The organism is Methylobacterium tardum (assembly GCF_023546765.1).
Taxonomy (GTDB): Bacteria; Pseudomonadota; Alphaproteobacteria; order Rhizobiales; family Beijerinckiaceae; genus Methylobacterium; species Methylobacterium tardum.
This window is the reverse complement of the sequence record NZ_CP097484.1, coordinates 6,320,293-6,336,304: the sequence shown is the minus strand read 5'-3', so window position 1 is coordinate 6,336,304 and position 16,012 is coordinate 6,320,293. Positions and strand designations below refer to the sequence as shown.

Annotated in this window: 14 protein-coding genes, 2 tRNA genes and 1 pseudogene; 10 read left to right on the top strand and 7 right to left on the bottom strand. The window is 68.8% G+C overall.

Annotated features, from left to right (window positions below; translation table 11 throughout):
- Positions 1-91: 91 nt before the first annotated feature.
- Positions 92-271: a DUF2735 domain-containing protein gene (locus tag M6G65_RS30295; RefSeq protein WP_238194909.1), complete on the bottom strand. Its 180-nt coding sequence runs from the start codon at positions 269-271 to the stop codon at positions 92-94.
- 186 nt (positions 272-457) lie between these two features.
- A complete protein-coding gene (locus M6G65_RS30290; RefSeq protein ID WP_250103257.1) occupies positions 458-796 on the bottom strand; it encodes a P-II family nitrogen regulator in 339 nt (112 codons plus the stop codon).
- A 194-nt stretch (positions 797-990) separates the two neighbouring features.
- Here M6G65_RS30290 and M6G65_RS30285 point away from each other — a divergent pair, with 194 nt between their 5' ends.
- Positions 991-2,493, top strand: a complete 1,503-nt coding sequence (locus M6G65_RS30285; RefSeq protein WP_250104317.1) for an NAD(P)H-hydrate dehydratase — start codon at positions 991-993, stop codon at positions 2,491-2,493.
- Between the two features lie 4 nt (positions 2,494-2,497).
- Here M6G65_RS30285 and M6G65_RS30280 read toward each other — a convergent pair whose 3' ends face one another.
- Positions 2,498-3,976, bottom strand: coding sequence for a multicopper oxidase family protein (locus tag M6G65_RS30280; RefSeq protein WP_250103256.1), 1,479 nt, complete (start codon positions 3,974-3,976; stop codon positions 2,498-2,500).
- Positions 3,977-4,124: 148 nt separating this feature from the next.
- Here M6G65_RS30280 and M6G65_RS30275 point away from each other — a divergent pair.
- The 7 genes and pseudogenes from M6G65_RS30275 to M6G65_RS30245 all read left to right on the top strand — a co-directional run bounded on the left by M6G65_RS30275 (position 4,125) and on the right by M6G65_RS30245 (position 11,559).
- Positions 4,125-4,209, top strand: a tRNA-Leu gene (locus tag M6G65_RS30275).
- Between the two features lie 132 nt (positions 4,210-4,341).
- On the top strand, positions 4,342-5,751 hold the full coding sequence (gene tig / locus M6G65_RS30270) for a trigger factor (protein WP_250103255.1): 1,410 nt from the start codon (positions 4,342-4,344) through the stop codon (positions 5,749-5,751).
- Positions 5,752-5,875: 124 nt separating this feature from the next.
- Positions 5,876-6,502, top strand: coding sequence for an ATP-dependent Clp protease proteolytic subunit (locus M6G65_RS30265; protein WP_250103254.1), 627 nt, complete (start codon positions 5,876-5,878; stop codon positions 6,500-6,502).
- Positions 6,503-6,686: 184 nt separating this feature from the next.
- Positions 6,687-7,958 (top strand): ATP-dependent Clp protease ATP-binding subunit ClpX, encoded by a 1,272-nt coding sequence (gene clpX, locus M6G65_RS30260; RefSeq protein ID WP_250103253.1) that lies wholly within the window; start codon positions 6,687-6,689, stop codon positions 7,956-7,958.
- A 246-nt stretch (positions 7,959-8,204) separates the two neighbouring features.
- Positions 8,205-10,631 carry an endopeptidase La gene (gene lon / locus M6G65_RS30255; RefSeq protein ID WP_238194907.1) on the top strand — a complete coding sequence of 809 codons (2,427 nt, stop codon included), beginning with the start codon at positions 8,205-8,207 and terminating at the stop codon, positions 10,629-10,631.
- A 70-nt stretch (positions 10,632-10,701) separates the two neighbouring features.
- Positions 10,702-11,423, top strand: a pseudogene (locus M6G65_RS30250) (aspartate/glutamate racemase family protein).
- 60 nt (positions 11,424-11,483) lie between these two features.
- Positions 11,484-11,559 (top strand) — tRNA-Val (locus M6G65_RS30245).
- A gap of 151 nt (positions 11,560-11,710) precedes the next feature.
- Here M6G65_RS30245 and yddG read toward each other — a convergent pair.
- Positions 11,711-12,622 (bottom strand): aromatic amino acid exporter YddG, encoded by a 912-nt coding sequence (gene yddG / locus M6G65_RS30240; RefSeq protein WP_238194905.1) that lies wholly within the window; start codon positions 12,620-12,622, stop codon positions 11,711-11,713.
- Positions 12,623-12,721: 99 nt separating this feature from the next.
- Here yddG and M6G65_RS30235 point away from each other — a divergent pair, with 99 nt between their 5' ends.
- Positions 12,722-13,948, top strand: a complete 1,227-nt coding sequence (locus tag M6G65_RS30235) for a glycerophosphodiester phosphodiesterase family protein (RefSeq protein ID WP_250103252.1) — start codon at positions 12,722-12,724, stop codon at positions 13,946-13,948.
- A gap of 218 nt (positions 13,949-14,166) precedes the next feature.
- Here M6G65_RS30235 and M6G65_RS30230 read toward each other — a convergent pair whose 3' ends face one another.
- Both M6G65_RS30230 and M6G65_RS30225 read right to left on the bottom strand, forming a co-directional pair.
- The gene (locus tag M6G65_RS30230; protein ID WP_238194903.1) at positions 14,167-14,406 is read right to left on the bottom strand and encodes a hypothetical protein; all 240 of its coding nucleotides are present in this window, start codon (positions 14,404-14,406) and stop codon (positions 14,167-14,169) included.
- A gap of 21 nt (positions 14,407-14,427) precedes the next feature.
- On the bottom strand, positions 14,428-14,721 hold the full coding sequence (locus M6G65_RS30225; protein WP_238194902.1) for a hypothetical protein: 294 nt from the start codon (positions 14,719-14,721) through the stop codon (positions 14,428-14,430).
- Positions 14,722-14,724: 3 nt separating this feature from the next.
- Between M6G65_RS30225 and M6G65_RS30220 the strand changes: the two genes are divergently transcribed.
- Positions 14,725-15,090 (top strand): hypothetical protein, encoded by a 366-nt coding sequence (locus M6G65_RS30220; protein WP_238194901.1) that lies wholly within the window; start codon positions 14,725-14,727, stop codon positions 15,088-15,090.
- 173 nt (positions 15,091-15,263) lie between these two features.
- Here the strand turns inward: M6G65_RS30220 and phbB are convergent, their stop codons facing one another.
- Positions 15,264-15,992 (bottom strand): acetoacetyl-CoA reductase, encoded by a 729-nt coding sequence (gene phbB / locus M6G65_RS30215; protein ID WP_250103251.1) that lies wholly within the window; start codon positions 15,990-15,992, stop codon positions 15,264-15,266.
- Positions 15,993-16,012 lie beyond the last annotated feature (20 nt).

The window sequence follows — 16,012 nt, the reverse complement described above, 5'->3', positions numbered from 1 at the left end:
TTGATGCATCAGCGCGTCTGGATCCCGGGCTCCGCTGCGCGGACCCGGGATGACGGCGGGGCTTGCAGCGCGGACGGCGCGCTGTCGGATGTCACGGCCGCCGCGGGCGCTCGTCCTCGCGGATGGCGGCCTCGTGGTACCACGCGCCGCCGCTGAAGCTCGGCACCGGCGCTGGCTTCGCCTCCGCGACGGCGCGGGGCGTCGCCCGTGCGCGCCGGAACGCGGACAGATCGTAGATCTTGGCGGTTTCGCGCGGGTCCGTGGCGGCCATCGCACATCCTCCTGCACCAGGTTCAAGCGGCCGATCAGGCCGGCCGTTCCCGATGATGTGGGGTGCGGAAGACGGCGCTCCAGAGCCGGAGGCGCCGATGCCGGACATTCGCGCAGTACGAAATCTTAGGCAGACGTCTCGCGGTAAGCTGCCGCCTGCAGTGCCGGAACCACAGGCGGAGGCGTGTCAGATCGCGTCGGTACCGGTCTCGCCGGTGCGGATGCGGATCGCTTCCTCGATCGCCGAGACGAAGATCTTGCCGTCGCCGATGCGTCCGGTCTGCGCCGATTTGCGGATCGCCTCCACGGCCCCCTCGACGAGGGCATCGGACAGGACGATCTCGAGCTTCACCTTGGGCAGGAAATCGACCACGTACTCGGCGCCCCGGTAGAGCTCCGTGTGGCCCTTCTGACGGCCGAAACCTTTCGCCTCGATGACGGTGATGCCCTGGAGACCGACCTCCTGGAGCGCCTCCTTCACCTCGTCGAGCTTGAAAGGCTTGATGATCGCTTCGATCTTCTTCATGCCGCTCGGGCCTGCGCTGCGGTGCGTGGCATTTCTAACATCCTCGTGACGCCTTCGCCATGCCGTTTTCGCGGCGTGTTCGACCATAGTGCCTATTTCGTGTGCGATTCACGCACATCCTTCGGGCGCTTCCCAGGAATCTGGCGCGGTTTTAGTCAGAGCTGATCGGCACACGGGCAGAGGCGGAGATGGATATGCATGTGCTGACGGTCGCGGCAATGAGGCGGGTCGATGCCGCGGCGATGGACGGCGGTATGCCGGGTCTTACGTTGATGGAAGCGGCCGGTACGGCCGTAGCCGGTCGCGCCCGGGCCCGGCTGCCCGCGGGTGGCCGCGCCGTCGTTCTGTGCGGGCCGGGCAACAACGGCGGCGACGGCTTCGTGGCCGCGCGCCTGCTGGCCGAGGCGGGCTACGCCATCGACCTTTTCTGTCTCGGCGAGGCGTCGAAGCTGACGGGCGATGCCGCCCGGGCGGCCAAGGCCTGGACAGGGCCGGTGCACGCGCCCGAGGGCGGCGCGCTGCCGTCCTGCGATCTCGTGATCGACGCCCTGTTCGGGGCCGGCCTGTCGCGCGACCTCGACGGTTCTGCCCGCGCGCTCGCCGAGACGGTGAACGCCTCCGGGGTCCCGGTGCTCGCCGTCGACGTGCCGAGCGGGGTCGACGGCGATACCGGCGCGGTGCGCGGCGCGGCCATCCAGGCGGTGGAGACCGTGACCTTCGTGATCTTCAAGCCGGGGCATCTGCTCCAGCCGGGCCGTGGCCTCTGCGGCCAGCTCAGCCTCGCGGATATCGGGACCGGTCCGGAGGCCTTGGCGGCCGGCCTCGCCGCCTGTCCGCGCCTTCACCGGAACGGGCCCGACCTGTGGGCCCGGGATTTTCCGCGGCTCACCGGAGCCAGCCACAAATACACCCGCGGCCACGCCCTGGTGCTGTCGGGGCCGGCCACCAAGACCGGGGCGGCCCGTTTGGCCGCCCGCGGCGCCCTGCGGGTCGGCGCCGGGCTCGTCACGGTCGCGTCGCCGGCCGCCGCGCTTGCCGAGAACGCCGCCCATCTTACGGCGATCATGCTGCGGGCCTGCGAGAGCGCCGACGATCTCGACGACCTGCTCACCGACGAGCGCCTGAACGTGATCCTGGCGGGGCCGGGGCTCGGCACCGGCGAGCCGACCCGCGAGCGCGTCGCCGTGGCGGCGGCGGCCGGGCGCGGTCTCGTCCTCGATGCCGACGCGCTGACGAGCTTCGCCGGGCAGGCGCCGCTGCTGGCCGCCCATCTCGCGGATGGCGAGGCCCGCGCGGTGCTGACGCCGCATGCCGGCGAGTTCGCGCGGCTGTTCGAGAACACGGACGCGATGGCGGAGGGCACCGACAAGGTCGCCCGGGCCCGCGCGGCGGCCGCGCTCACCGGCGCCGTGGTGGTCTTCAAGGGCGCCGACACGGTGATTGCCGCCCCCGACGGGCGCGCGGCGATCAACGACCATGGCAGCCCCTATCTCGGGACAGCCGGGTCCGGGGACGTGCTGGGCGGCCTGATCGCCGGCCTGATGGCGCAGGGCATGGAACCCTTCGCGGCCGCCGCGGCCGGCGTCTGGCTCCACGGGGATGCCGGCCTGCGCCACGGGCCGGGCCTGATCGCCGAGGACATCCCCGAGCTGATGCCGGCGGTGCTCCGCGACCTCGCCGCGTCGACCGGCGGCTGACCGCTCAGGTGACCTCGAACATCGTCCAGAGGCCGGTGTCGAACCGCTCCAGCACCGTGGCGCTGATCAGCCAGCGCCCCGGGTTGTCCGCCAGGAAGCCGATCCGGGCTGTCCGGCCCTCCAGAAGTTGGAACGTGTCGAGCCAGTAGGGCTCCCAGCCATCATCGAGGGGGTGCAGGAGCCGGAAGCAGTGGCCGTGCAGGTGCAGGGCCTGCGGGAAGCCGGTCTCGTTGCGCAGGGCCAAGACAACGACCTGGCCGCGCTTCACCGAGAAGATCGGCTGGAGGCCGACGGCGCCGCTCGCGCCGTTCACCGACCAGATCTTCTGCGGGTCGCCGGTGTAGACCGGATCGGGTGCGGCGCCATCCTTGGTCCCGTCCTTGGTCTTCGGCACGAAGGCGCCGCCGGTGATCACCACGTCGCGGCGCAGGGCGTTCTGGAGCTTGATCTCGGCCGGCAGGCGCTTGTTCTCGCCGATCGGTCCGATCGGCGGACGCTTCTCGGTAATCCTGGCACCCTTGGTGGTGACGCTCGCGAGCGTCAGGCCTTTCCCGATCAGCGCCTCGATCGTGCACCGGGCGCCCTCCTCCTCCGGCAGGTCGACCAACAGGTCGTAGCGGGTGCCGTGCGGGAACGGCAGGGTGGCCCGCAGCGGCTCGAACGTGTCGGTGGGCTGCCCGTCGACGGCCGCCACGTAGACCTTCACGCCCTCGAACTTGATGCGCGTTGCCCGGGCGTTGCAGGCATTGCCGAGCCGCAGGCGGACCCGGGAGCCCGGCCGGGCCTCGAAGGCGCCCGGCACCGGCTTGCCGTTGACCGTGACGAGGTTGCCGAGGCGCCCGTGCGCGGCCGCGAGCGCCGTCTGCCCGAAGGCCATCAGCGTGCCGTCGTCCTGGAGTCGCCAGTCCTGCAGGACAACGCTGACGTCGGCGTCGACGGCGGGCGGGTTCGCCTCTTCGACGACCAGCATGCCCGCGAGCCCGCGGCCCGACGGCTCGCTCGCCCCGCCGACGATCAGGGGCCGGATCAGGTAGGAGCCGGCATCCGGCGGCGTGAAAGTGTAGAGGAAGTCGCCGCCCGGCGGGATCGGAGCCTGGGTCACCCCGCCGACGCCGTCCATGGCGTTGATATTGCGCACGCCGTGCCAGTGGAGCGACAGCGGCTTGTCGGTCCGGTTCTCGACCTTGAGGCGCACCGCCTGCCCGAGCTTCACACGGACGACGGGCGGCAGGGCCTTGCCGTCGAAGCACCAGACCGGAATCTCGGGCGCGGGCTCCGGCCTGAACCGCGCCTTGCCGGGCGCCGCTTGCAGAACGGCGGGTTCCGATTGAGCGGCGGCCGGCGTATCCGGCGAAGCCCCCGGCGCCTGGGCCCGCACCGCCTCCGGGGCGAACCCGAAGGCGGCCGCGGCCGCGATCAGGGTCCGTCGCGACGGCCCACCGGCGTGCGAATCGGTCGGCGGCACGGGGCGGGATGGCGGCATGGGAACTCGGCTGCGGCTCGCGACGGGCCCGCTCCTTAGCGGCGCGCGGGCTTGCGCGCCACAGGGACAAGTTTTTTGCTGCGGGCCGGCTGGCCCATGCTATAGGGCGCGCTTCCGGCGGCCGGCGATGCGCCGGATGTCGGCGCGCGCGGGCGTGGCGGAACTGGTAGACGCGCTGGATTTAGGTTCCAGTGTCGCAAGACGTGGGGGTTCGAGCCCCTCCGCCCGCACCAGGACGTCTCCTGAGGGTGCGGTCCCAGCGGACCGCCCTGTCTTCGTACCCGACGTCTCGGCATCCCGAACCGCGTGAGCACGATGCCGGCCCGGCCGGCGACCCCAGGTTTCTTTGAAGAGCGACGACGACGATGCAGGTGACCGAGATCAACGCCCAGGGGCTGAAGCGCGAGTTTCAGGTTCTGCTGGCCGCCCAGGAACTCGAGGAGCGCCTGACCAACGAGCTGTCCGGCATGAAGGACAAGGTGCAGCTCAAGGGCTTCCGCCCGGGCAAGGTGCCGGTCGCGCACCTGCGCAAGGTCTATGGCCGCTCGGTGATGGCCGAGGTGGTGCAGAACGCCGTCAACGAGGCGAACCGCCAGATCGTCACCGATAACGGCCTCAAGCTCGCCCTCGAGCCGCAGGTCGAGTTCCCGACCGACCAAGCCGAGGTCGAGAAGGCGCTGGACGCCAAGGGCGACCTCGCCTTCAAGGTCGCCCTGGAGGTGATGCCGAGCTTCGAGCTCGCCGACCTCTCCGACGTCAGCCTGACCAAGTTCGTCGCCAAGCCTTCCGACGAGGAGGTGAACGAGGCCCTCGAGCGCATGGCCGGCCAGAGCCGTCCGTTCGCCGAGCGCGACGAGGGTGCCGAGGCGCAGAGCGGCGACCGCGTCACCATCGACTTCGTCGGCCGCATCGACGGCGAGGAGTTCCAGGGCGGCAAGGGCGAGGGCATCGACCTGGAGCTGGGCTCCGGCTCGTTCATCCCGGGCTTCGAGGACCAGCTTGTCGGCGCCAAGGTCGGCGACAAGCGGCTCGTGAAGGTGACGTTCCCGGAGGCCTACGGGGCTGAGAACCTCGCCGGGAAGGATGCCGAGTTCGACGTGACGGTCACGAAGATCCAGGCGCCGGGCGAGGCCAAGATCGACGACGAGCTCGCCAAGTCCATGGGCATGGAGTCGCTGGAGAAGCTCCGCGAGGCCGTCTCCGAGGCGATCGGACGCGACTTCGAGGCCGCCACGCGCCGCCGCCTCAAGAAGGACCTCCTCGATGCCCTGGACGGCAAGTACGCCTTCGAGCTGCCCCCGTCCCTGGTGGCGCAGGAATTCGCCGCCGTGTGGGCCCAGGTCGAGCAGGACCTGAAGACCCGCGGCAAGACCTTCGCGGACGAGGACACCACCGAGGAGAAGGCCCAGGCCGAGTACAGGAAGATCGCGGAACGGCGCGTCCGTCTCGGTCTCGTGCTTGCGCAGGTCGGCGAGAGCGCCGATATCAAGGTCTCGGATGACGAGGTGAACCAGGCCCTCATCGCCCGGGTCCGGCAGTTCCCGGGCCAGGAGCAGCAGGTCTGGGACTTCTACCGGAAGAATGCACAGGCGCTCGCGGAACTCCGCGCGCCCCTGTTCGAGGAGAAGGTCGTTGACCACGTCCTCGGGCAGGTCAAACTCGCCGAGGAGCCCGTCTCGAAAGAGGCGCTTTTCGCCGACGAGGATGAGGACGACACGACCGGCGAGAAGCCGGCAGACAAGGCCGGGGCCGAGACCGAGCCCAAGGCCGACTGAGTCCCGCTCTGTCCCAGGACGGCGGGCAAGGGTTAGGCGATGGTTAAGCATCGCCGGTGTTCGCTGACATGTCCGGGGCTGCCCTGATTCGCGGCAGCTCCGGGCCTCACTTGGGCAGGACGAGATGAGAGATCCGATCGACGTCTACAACAACGCGCTCGTGCCGATGGTCGCCGAGCAATCGAGCCGCGGCGAGCGCGCCTTCGACATCTACTCCCGCCTGCTGCGCGAGCGCATCATCTTCCTCACCGGCCCCGTGGAGGATTATGGTGCGTCGCTGATCGTGGCGCAGCTGCTGTTCCTCGAGGCGGAGAACCCGAAGAAGGAAATTTCCTTCTACATCAACTCCCCCGGCGGCGTGGTCACCTCGGGCCTGTCGATTTACGACACGATGCAGTTCATCCGCTGCCCGGTGACGACCCTCTGCGTCGGCCAGGCCGCCTCGATGGGCTCGCTGCTGCTGACCGCCGGAGAGCCAGGCCACCGCTTCGCCCTGCCGAACGCCCGGATCATGGTCCACCAGCCGTCGGGCGGCTTCCAGGGTCAGGCGACCGACATCCTGATCCACGCCCGCGAGATCGAGGCGCTGAAGCGGCGCCTGAACGAGATCTACGTGAAGCACACGGGCCGCGACTACGACACGATCCACACGGCTTTGGAGCGCGACAACTTCATGACCGCCGACGCGGCCAAGGAGTTCGGGCTCATCGACGAGGTGATCGAGAAGCGTCCCGAGCCGGCCGCCGCCTGAGCGGCATGCGGCGCCTGACCGCCGCGGCGCGGCCTTGATCCCGCCGCGGCAGCGTGTTTGCATCCGAGATTGGGCCCTTCGGTCAAACGCGCGCAGCACACTGTTTCTTTAAACGGGCCCCCTACATTCATGCGATGCGCGTCCGCCCCTAGCCGGCTGCGGATGCGAGGAATCGGAGACCGATATGAGCAAGACTGGCGGCAACGACTCGAAGAGCACGCTGTATTGCTCGTTCTGCGGCAAGAGCCAGCACGAGGTCCGCAAGCTGATCGCCGGCCCGACGGTGTTCATCTGCGACGAGTGCGTCGAGCTGTGCATGGACATCATCCGCGAGGAGTCGAAATCCTCGCTGGTGAAGAGCCGCGACGGCGTGCCGACCCCGAAAGAAATCCGCCGCGTCCTCGGCGACTACGTCATCGGCCAGGACTTCGCCAAGAAGGTTCTCTCGGTCGCGGTGCACAACCACTACAAGCGGCTCGCCCACGCGACGAAGCACAACGACGTCGAGCTGGCCAAGTCCAACATCATGCTGATCGGGCCGACCGGCTCGGGCAAGACCCTGCTCGCGCAGACGCTCGCCCGGATCCTCGACGTGCCGTTCACCATGGCGGACGCCACGACGCTGACCGAGGCCGGCTATGTCGGTGAGGACGTCGAGAACATCATCCTCAAGCTGCTCCAGGCCTCGGACTACAACGTCGAGCGGGCGCAGCGCGGCATCGTCTACATCGACGAGATCGATAAGATCTCCCGCAAGTCCGACAACCCGTCGATCACCCGCGACGTGTCGGGCGAGGGCGTGCAGCAGGCGCTCCTGAAGATCATGGAGGGCACGGTCGCCTCCGTCCCGCCGCAGGGCGGCCGGAAGCACCCGCAGCAGGAATTCCTGCAGGTCGACACCACCAACATCCTGTTCATCTGCGGCGGCGCCTTCGCGGGGCTGGAGCGGATCATCTCCCAGCGCGGCAAGGGCACCTCGATCGGCTTCGGCGCGACCGTGCAGGCCCCGGATGACCGCCGCACCGGCGAGATCTTCCGCTCGGTCGAGCCGGAGGACCTGCTGAAGTTCGGCCTCATCCCGGAGTTCGTCGGCCGTCTGCCGGTCCTGGCGACCCTCGAGGATCTCGACGAGGCCGCGCTGAAGAAGATCCTGCAGGAGCCGAAGAACGCCCTGGTTAAGCAGTATCAGCGGCTGTTCGAGATGGAGAATGTCGACCTGACCTTCCAGGACGAGGCGCTGTCGCTGGTCGCCCGCAAGGCGATCGAGCGGAAGACCGGCGCTCGCGGCCTGCGCTCGATCCTGGAGACGATCCTGCTCGACACGATGTACGACCTGCCGGGCCTCGAGTCCGTGGAGCAGGTTGTGATCGGTCCGGAGGTGGTCGAGGGCAAGTCGCGCCCGCTCTACATCCACGGCGACCGCAACAAGGACGCGCCCGCCAGCGTCAGCGCCTAAGCGCTTGGTAGGGTTGCATTAAGCGCCCGGCTCCGGCCGGGCGCGCTGCGGGGAACATCTTGAAAACGCTGCCCCCCGCAGCCACCTCAGGCTCAGCGCGGTGGCCGCACGCTCCTTCGAGGTTCGGTCCGCGTCGCCAGCCGCAAAGTTAGCGAAATCCGACCCTCGCGGCCCGGTCGGCCCCTGGCTGTAGGCGCGCTCCATGCATGGAGGCGCCGAACCCGGGCGTCCTGAGAGGAAGTCAGCATGTCACAGTCGAAATCGCGCCAGCCGGTGGTCCCGGGTTCGACGGGCTCCTACGCCGTCCTCCCCCTGCGCGACATCGTCGTCTTCCCGCACATGATCGTGCCCCTGTTCGTGGGCCGCGAGAAGTCGATCCGCGCCCTCGAGGAGGCGGTCCGCACCGATCGCCATATCCTGCTCGCCACCCAGATCAACGCGGGCGACGACGATCCGGCGACCGATGCGATCTACAAGATCGGTACCCTCGCCTCGGTGCTCCAGCTCCTGAAGCTGCCCGACGGCACCGTGAAGGTGCTGGTCGAGGGCGTCGGCCGCGCGAAGGTCACGGGCTTCACCCGCTCGGACGAGTATTACGAGGCCACCGCTGAAGCCCTGCACGACGAGCTCGGCGATCGCGTCGAGGCCGAAGCGCTCGCGCGCTCCGTGCTCTCGGAGTTCGAGAACTACGTCAAGCTGAACAAGAAGATCTCGCCCGAGGTTGTCTCCGCCGTGACCCAGATCGACGAGCCGTCCAAGCTCGCCGACACGATCGGCTCGCACCTGCTCGTCAAGATCTCCGACAAGCAGGGCATCCTGGAGACGCCCACGGTGGCGCAGCGCCTCGAGCGCGTGCTGTCGCTGATGGAGAGCGAGATCTCCGTGCTCCAGGTGGAGAAGCGCATCCGGACCCGCGTCAAGCGGCAGATGGAGAAGACCCAGCGCGAGTACTACCTGAACGAGCAGATGAAGGCGATCCAGAAGGAGCTGGGCGACTCCGAGGATGGCCGCGACGAACTGGCCGAGCTCGAGGAGAAGATCGAGAAGACCAAGTTCACCAAGGAAGCCCGTGACAAGGCGACGGCCGAGCTGAAGAAGCTGCGCCAGATGTCGCCGATGTCGGCCGAGGCGACCGTCGTGCGCAACTACCTCGACTGGATGCTCGGCATCCCGTGGGGCAAGCGCTCGAAGATCAAGAAGGACCTGCTCGGCGCCCAGGCGCTGCTCGACGAGGACCATTTCGGCCTCGACAAGGTCAAGGAGCGGATCGTCGAGTACCTGGCGGTGCAGCAGCGCGCCAACAAGCTCACCGGCCCGATCCTGTGCCTCGTCGGCCCACCCGGCGTCGGCAAGACCTCGCTCGGCAAGTCCATCGCCAAGGCGACGGGTCGCGAGTTCGTCCGGATGTCGCTCGGCGGCGTGCGTGACGAGGCCGAGATCCGCGGTCACCGCCGGACCTATATCGGCTCGATGCCCGGCAAGATCGTGCAGTCGATGCGCAAGGCCAAGACCTCGAACCCGCTCATCCTGCTCGACGAGATCGACAAGATGGGCATGGATTTCCGCGGCGATCCGTCGGCGGCGCTCCTCGAGGTGCTCGACCCTGAGCAGAACAGCACCTTCAACGACCACTACCTGGAGGTGGATTACGACCTCTCGAACGTGATGTTCGTGACCACGGCCAACACCCTCAACATCCCGGGCCCGCTCATGGACCGGATGGAGGTGATCCGCATCGCCGGGTACACCGAGGAGGAGAAGGTCGAGATCGCGCGCAAGCACCTGATCCCGAACGCCCTGAAGAAGCATGGGCTCGGGACGCACGAGTGGTCGATCGACGCCGACGGGCTGATGATGCTGGTCCGCCGCTACACGCGGGAGGCCGGCGTCCGCAACCTGGAGCGCGAGCTGTCCAACCTGATCCGCAAGGCGGTGAAGGAGATCCTGATCACCAAGACCAAGTCGGTCGCGGTGACCCCGGAAACCCTTCCGGTCTTCCTCGGCCCGCCGAAGTTCCGCTACGGCGAGATCGATGCGGACGATCAGGTCGGTGTGGTCACGGGTCTGGCCTGGACCGAGGTCGGCGGCGAGTTGCTGACGATCGAAGGCGTCATGATGCCCGGCAAGGGCAAGATGACGGTCACCGGTAACCTGAAGGACGTGATGAAGGAGTCGATCTCGGCGGCGGCGAGCTACGTCCGCTCCCGGGCCCTGGACTTCGGCATCGAGCCGCCGCTCTTCGAGCGCCGCGACATCCACGTCCACGTTCCGGAGGGGGCGACCCCGAAGGACGGTCCGTCGGCCGGCATCGCCATGGCCACCGCGATCATCTCGACGCTGACCGGGATCCCGGTCCGTCGCGACGTCGCGATGACCGGCGAGGTGACGCTCCGCGGTCGGGTTCTGCCGATCGGCGGCCTGAAGGAGAAGCTGCTCGCCGCGCTGCGCGGCGGCATCAAGACGGTGCTGATCCCCGAGGAGAACGCCAAGGACATCGCCGAGGTGCCCGACAGCGTGAAGAACGGCCTTGAGATCATCCCGGTCTCGCGGATGGACCAGGTGCTGGAAAAGGCGCTGGTCCGCCAGCCCGAGGCGATCGAGTGGGAAGAGCCGCTGCCGGTGGCCAAGCCCGCCCGGACCGAGGAGGACGGTGCCGCCTTCGTGGCGCACTGATCCATCGGGTCGAATGAGACAAGCCCCCGGAGCTTCGCGCGCCGGGGGCTTTTTCATGCACGGAGGTCGGATGCGCATCCTGCTGATCAACCCGAACACCAGCGCGCACGTCACCGATCTCGTCGCCCGCCATGTCCGCACGCAGTTCGACGGCCGGGCGGAGTTGCGCGCCGTCACCGGCCGCTTCGGGGCCCGCTACATCGCGAGCCGGGCCGCCGCGGCGATCGCAGGCCACGCCGCGCTCGACGCCCTGGCGGAGCACGGAGCCGACTGCGACGCCATCTATCTGGCCTGCTTCGGCGATCCCGGATTGCTGGCGCTGCGGGAGCTGTCACGGGTACCGGTGATCGGCATGGCGGAGGCCGCCTGCCGCGAGGCCGCCGCGCGGGGCCGCTTCGGCATCGTCACCGGCGGCGCGGCCTGGGAACCGATGCTGCGAGAGTTCGTGGCGGCGCTCGGTCTGTCCGACGCCCTGGCGGCGCTCCGAACCGTGGCTCCGAGCGGCGGCACCATCGCCAGCGACCCGGACTCGGCGCTGGCGATGCTGGTCGAGGCCGGCCGGGCCTGCGTGGCGTCGGGATCCGAGACGGTCATCCTGGGCGGTGCCGGTCTCGCTGGGCTGGCGGCGCGGATCGCCCCGCAGATCCCCGTCCCGCTCATCTGCTCGGTTGAGGCCGGGACCCGGGCGGTTCTGGCAGCGGCGGGCGGATCCGAGCCGGCCTTGTCCAGGCCGGACCCCGTCGAGAGCGTCGGCCGGCACCGGCTCTGGCGGCGCGGCTGATGGATTCCTGACGCGGATCCGGGATGTGGACCTTGCACCGAACCGGCGCCATGCCGTAACGGTCGCCGTCCGGGCGGTTAGCTCAGTTGGTAGAGCGTCTCCTTTACACGGAGAGGGTCGGCGGTTCGAGCCCGTCACCGCCCACCAGATGATGTATCGGTCTCGTGCGATCCCGATGACCACGCCTCCTCGCGTGCAGGTCGGTCGCGGCTGAGTCTATGGCTCAGCGAGGGTCGGTGATCGGCCCCGGTAGCCGTCCGGAGGTCACCGGGCCAACCCGACCTCTCGGCAACGGATGCTAGCCTCGCGGCGCGGCCCGGGACGCCCGCACCGCCGCGAGCGCCCCGGCCACGATAAGCAGGCAGGCGAGCGCCAGCGCCGGGCCGGGATTGGCATAGCCGGCCGCCACCAGGATCAGCGTCGAGAGGACCGGTGCCGCGTGGGCCGCGACGCCGAGAAGCCGGACGTCGCCGCGCTTGCAGCCGATATCCCAGAGGTAGAAGGCGGCGCCGACCGGTCCGAGGCCGAGCAGCAGCACCGCGCTCCACTGAACCGCATCGACCGGCCAGATTGTCGCCTCGACGGCTCGATGGCATGCGAGGCTGAACGCGGCTGTCGCGAGGCAGAAGCCCGCGACCGCGTCGGTCGGAACGGTCCCGACCCGGGCCGAGAGCACCGAATAGCCGGCCCAGACGAAGGCGGCCGCCAGGGCCGCCGCGTAACCCGGCAGCGCCCCCGTGGCGAAGCCGAGTTCGCCGCGGCCTGCAAAGAGAGCCGCGACGCCGGCAAGCCCCAGCGCGGCACCGGCGAGGTGGCCCGTCTGCAACCCGCCCGATCCCGGCAGGCGGGCCGAGAACAGGACGATCAGCAGCGGCCAGAGATAGTTGATCAGCCCGGCCTCGGCCGGCGGCGCGAGGCGCAGGGCGCTGAAGTAGAGGGCGTGGTAGCCGAACAGGCCGCCCACGCCGAGCAGCCAGACCGGCCAGGGCTGGAGCAGCGCACGGGCGCGCGCCGGCCGGGCGATCCAGGGCAGGCAGCCGCACAGGCCGCCGACCAGGAAGGTCATGGCGGCGAGCTGGAACGGCGGCACCACGCCGGAGGCCGCGGTGAACAGGGCGAGCAGCGACCAGAGCAGGATGGCGCCGAAGCCCGCGAGGGTCGCGGCCGAGCGTGGCGTGCGGCGGGACAGGGATGACGCGGTTTCACGCATGGGCCGCGGCTATCACGCGAATTCCAAATCGGCGAGACGTGCGGTCATGTGCCTGTCATCGGGGCATCCTACCGGCGGGCCGGGATAGGGAGAGCGGTGATGCGTGCGATTGCAGCCGGGCTGGCGTTGATCCTCGCGGGCGGTCCGGCACAGGCGGGAGACGCCGCCCAGCTCGGACCGCGGCCGTTCTACCTCGCCGATCAGTTGAAGCCCGGCCCGCTGAAGGACACGCTCGCCGCCTGCGGGGTCGACCGCACCTACACGCCCCGGACCTTCTCGATCTCGCATCGGGGCGCACCCCTGATGTTCCCGGAGCATACCCGCGAGGGCCTGTTCGCCGCCGACCGCATGGGCGCCGGCATCATCGAGTGCGACGTCGCCTTCACCAAGGACCGCCAGCTCGTCTGCCGCCACAGCCAGTGCGACCTGCACACGACCACCAACATCCTGGCCCGGCCGAACCTCGCGGCGAAATGCACGCAGGGCTTCCAGCCCGCGGACCCCACGACCGGGCGCAAGGCCTCCGCCAAGTGCTGCACCAGCGACCTGACGCTCGACGAGTTCAAATCGCTCAACGGCAAGATGGACGCGGCCGATCCGGACGCCACCACGGTGTCCGCCTACATGAACGCGACGCCCCGCTGGCGGACCGACCTCTACGCCAGCACCGGGACGTTGATGTCCCACAAGGAATACCTCGCGCTGGTGAAGGGCATGGGCCGCAAGTTCACCCCCGAGCTGAAGGCACCCCAGGTCACGATGCCGTTCGAGGGTACCTACACCCAGGACATGTACGCCCAGCAGTTGATCGATGAGTATCGGGAGGCCGGCATCCCGGCCGCCGACGTCTATCCCCAGAGCTTCCAGCTGCGCGACATCCTCTACTGGCTGGAGAAGGATCCGGATTTCGGCCGTCAGGCGATCTTCCTCGACGACCGCGACGAGACCACCAAGGGTTTCGACCCCGAGAAGCCGGCGACCTGGACCCCCGGCATGGCGGAGCTTGCGGCCAAGGGCGTCCGGATCCTGGCGCCGCCGCTGTGGATGCTGGTCCGGCCCGGGCCGGAGGGCGCTATCGAGCCCTCGACCTATGCCCGGGAGGCGAAGAAGGCCGGGCTCGGCCTGATCGCCTGGTCGCTGGAACGCTCGGGCCCGCTGAAGGAGGGCGGCGGCTATTACTACCAGTCGATCAAGCCGGTGGTGACCGGGGATGGCGACATCCTGCGGCTCCTCGACGTGCTGCACAGGCAGGTTGGCGTCCTGGGCGTGTTCTCGGACTGGCCGGCCACCACGACGTTCTACGCCAATTGCGTGGGCGTGCCGTAGGGAAGCCGCTCAGTCGGCCCAGAGGGCCACGAGCGAGAAGAGACCGGCCATCGCGAAGTTCACGATGAGGATGCCGGTGATGATCAGAGCAAGCGTCATGGTAGCCTCGGCGGCCGGGCGTTGTGCTGGGAAGGGATTGAGGAGCGACGTGGCGTTCAGACCCGCGCCGCCCGGGATGGCCCCGCGGATCGTCCGCGCGGACCGAGGCTGGCGTCGCCTCAGGGCGGGCTGATCACCCGGACGAGGTCGAACAGGTAGTCGCCGTCCAGCGGCTTCCAGCCCAGCCACCGCCGGACCAGGGCGTAGCCCCCGCAGAGCAGGGTGGCGCTGGCGACGACGGCCAGCATGAACCACGCGATGTCCCGGGTGCCGAACCCGATCGCGATGCTGAACAGGGCCGTCATCACGAAGATGATCTTGCTCGGGTTGCGCGGGCCGCGCGTCGTCACGTCAGACATGGGAACCTCCTTCGGACCAGGTCAGCGGGCGCGGCAGTTCGGGCCGTACCAAGTCAGGGTCCGGCGATCCATGCCGCCGTCGGACGAGGCTCCGCAGACAGGGAAGCGCGGGTCGCCGCTGCGCTGAAGGCTCGCGAACTTGTAGAGATCCTGCCGGGCCTCGCGGCGGCGATTCTGCTCGGCGAGTTGGGCCTGCCGGTACAGGTTGCTGTTGGCCTGGGCCGCGGCGCGCTGCTGGTGAAGCCCCATCATGCACTCGGCAAAGGCGTCGGTCTCGGGCTCGAACCCGAAGGCGTAGCACTGGTTCTGATCCATCGCGTGCCGTTCCTGCGGTGTGACGCAGGCGGCGAGGCCGAGCGCGCAGGCCGCTGCGAGACCGAGCTTGAAGGCGGCTGGAAGTCCACCCCGAACGGCGGCGGCGCGCGAAGAACAATTCCGATCGTCGCTAACAGGGTGAACGTCGAATTTACCGTCAAACCAGGTGTTCATGATGCCCGCGGTCTCGTTTTTCTGTCCGCGCGAACATCCGCGACGCGACAGAACGGGACCTATACGAGGTGCATCGATTTGTTCGTGTTTCAGAGCACGCGCGCGATTGCGCCAATCCCTTCCCGCAATGCCCGTTTTCCCGGGACATTGAAGAACGTGAATCGGGAAGGGATTTCCTCACACGTGCGCGGATGAGCACGGGGCGCGCCATCCCGGCCGACCGGGATCGACCCTCATCCGCAGGACGTCATCGCCCCGTGCGTGCAACGGAGCGGGTTCGGCGGGACAGGTCCGCCCGAAGAGACGATGCGTCGAACCGGAGCAGGTTTATGGACGCGCCGGGCCGGACCCGGCGCGCCCGGTCGCAATCAGACGAAGTGCTGCCCGCCGTTGATCGTCAGCGTCGAGCCGTTGACGAAGCCGGCCTCGTCGCTGGCAAGATACTCGACCGCGTGGGCGATCTCGTCGGCCTCGCCAAGACGGCCAGTCGGGATCGCCGAGATGATCTTGTTCCGGATGTCCTCCGGCACCGCCATCACCATCTCGGTGGCGATGTAGCCCGGCGCGATCACGTTGACGGTGATGCCCTTGGCGGCACTCTCCTGGGCCAGCGCCTTGGCGAAGCCGATCACGCCCGCCTTGGCGGCCGAGTAGTTGGTCTGCCCGGCCTGACCCTTCTGGCCGTTGATCGACGAGATGATGATGATGCGGCCGAAGCTGCGGCTGCGCATGCCCTCGATCAGCGGACGGGTGCAGGTGAACATCGAGTCGAGGTTGGTCTTGATGACCGCCTGCCACTTCTCGAAGGTCATCTTGTGGAAGGCACCGTCGCGGGTGATGCCGGCGTTGTTGACCAGGATGTCCACCGGGCCGAGCTCGGCCTCGATCGCCTTGATGCCGGCCTCGCAGCTGGCAAGATCACCGACGTCGAACTTGAAGACCGGGATGCCGGTCTCGGCCTTGAAGGCGTTGGCCGCCTCGTCGTTGCCGCCGTAATTGGCGGCAACCTTGTAGCCCTTGTTCTTGAGCCGCTTGGAGATAGCCGCGCCGATACCGCGGGTGCCGCCCGTCACGAGGGCGACGCGTCCTTGGGTCATTGTTTCCTCCTGTTCGCATC

Bases quoted from the DNA above. Each gene is read 5' to 3' on its own strand.
- clpX (WP_250103253.1), top strand. From the start codon at position 6,687: ATGAGCAAGACTGGCGGCAACGACTCGAAGAGCACGCTGTATTGCTCG.
- M6G65_RS30295 (WP_238194909.1), bottom strand. From the start codon at position 271: ATGGCCGCCACGGACCCGCGCGAAACCGCCAAGATCTACGATCTGTCC.
- M6G65_RS30280 (WP_250103256.1), bottom strand. From the start codon at position 3,976: ATGCCGCCATCCCGCCCCGTGCCGCCGACCGATTCGCACGCCGGTGGG.
- M6G65_RS30235 (WP_250103252.1), top strand. From the start codon at position 12,722: ATGCGTGCGATTGCAGCCGGGCTGGCGTTGATCCTCGCGGGCGGTCCG.
- tig (WP_250103255.1), top strand. From the start codon at position 4,342: ATGCAGGTGACCGAGATCAACGCCCAGGGGCTGAAGCGCGAGTTTCAG.
- lon (WP_238194907.1), top strand. From the start codon at position 8,205: ATGTCACAGTCGAAATCGCGCCAGCCGGTGGTCCCGGGTTCGACGGGC.
- M6G65_RS30290 (WP_250103257.1), bottom strand. From the start codon at position 796: ATGAAGAAGATCGAAGCGATCATCAAGCCTTTCAAGCTCGACGAGGTG.
- yddG (WP_238194905.1), bottom strand. From the start codon at position 12,622: ATGCGTGAAACCGCGTCATCCCTGTCCCGCCGCACGCCACGCTCGGCC.
- M6G65_RS30225 (WP_238194902.1), bottom strand. From the start codon at position 14,721: ATGGATCAGAACCAGTGCTACGCCTTCGGGTTCGAGCCCGAGACCGAC.
- M6G65_RS30285 (WP_250104317.1), top strand. From the start codon at position 991: ATGCATGTGCTGACGGTCGCGGCAATGAGGCGGGTCGATGCCGCGGCG.
- M6G65_RS30230 (WP_238194903.1), bottom strand. From the start codon at position 14,406: ATGTCTGACGTGACGACGCGCGGCCCGCGCAACCCGAGCAAGATCATC.
- M6G65_RS30265 (WP_250103254.1), top strand. From the start codon at position 5,876: ATGAGAGATCCGATCGACGTCTACAACAACGCGCTCGTGCCGATGGTC.
- phbB (WP_250103251.1), bottom strand. From the start codon at position 15,992: ATGACCCAAGGACGCGTCGCCCTCGTGACGGGCGGCACCCGCGGTATC.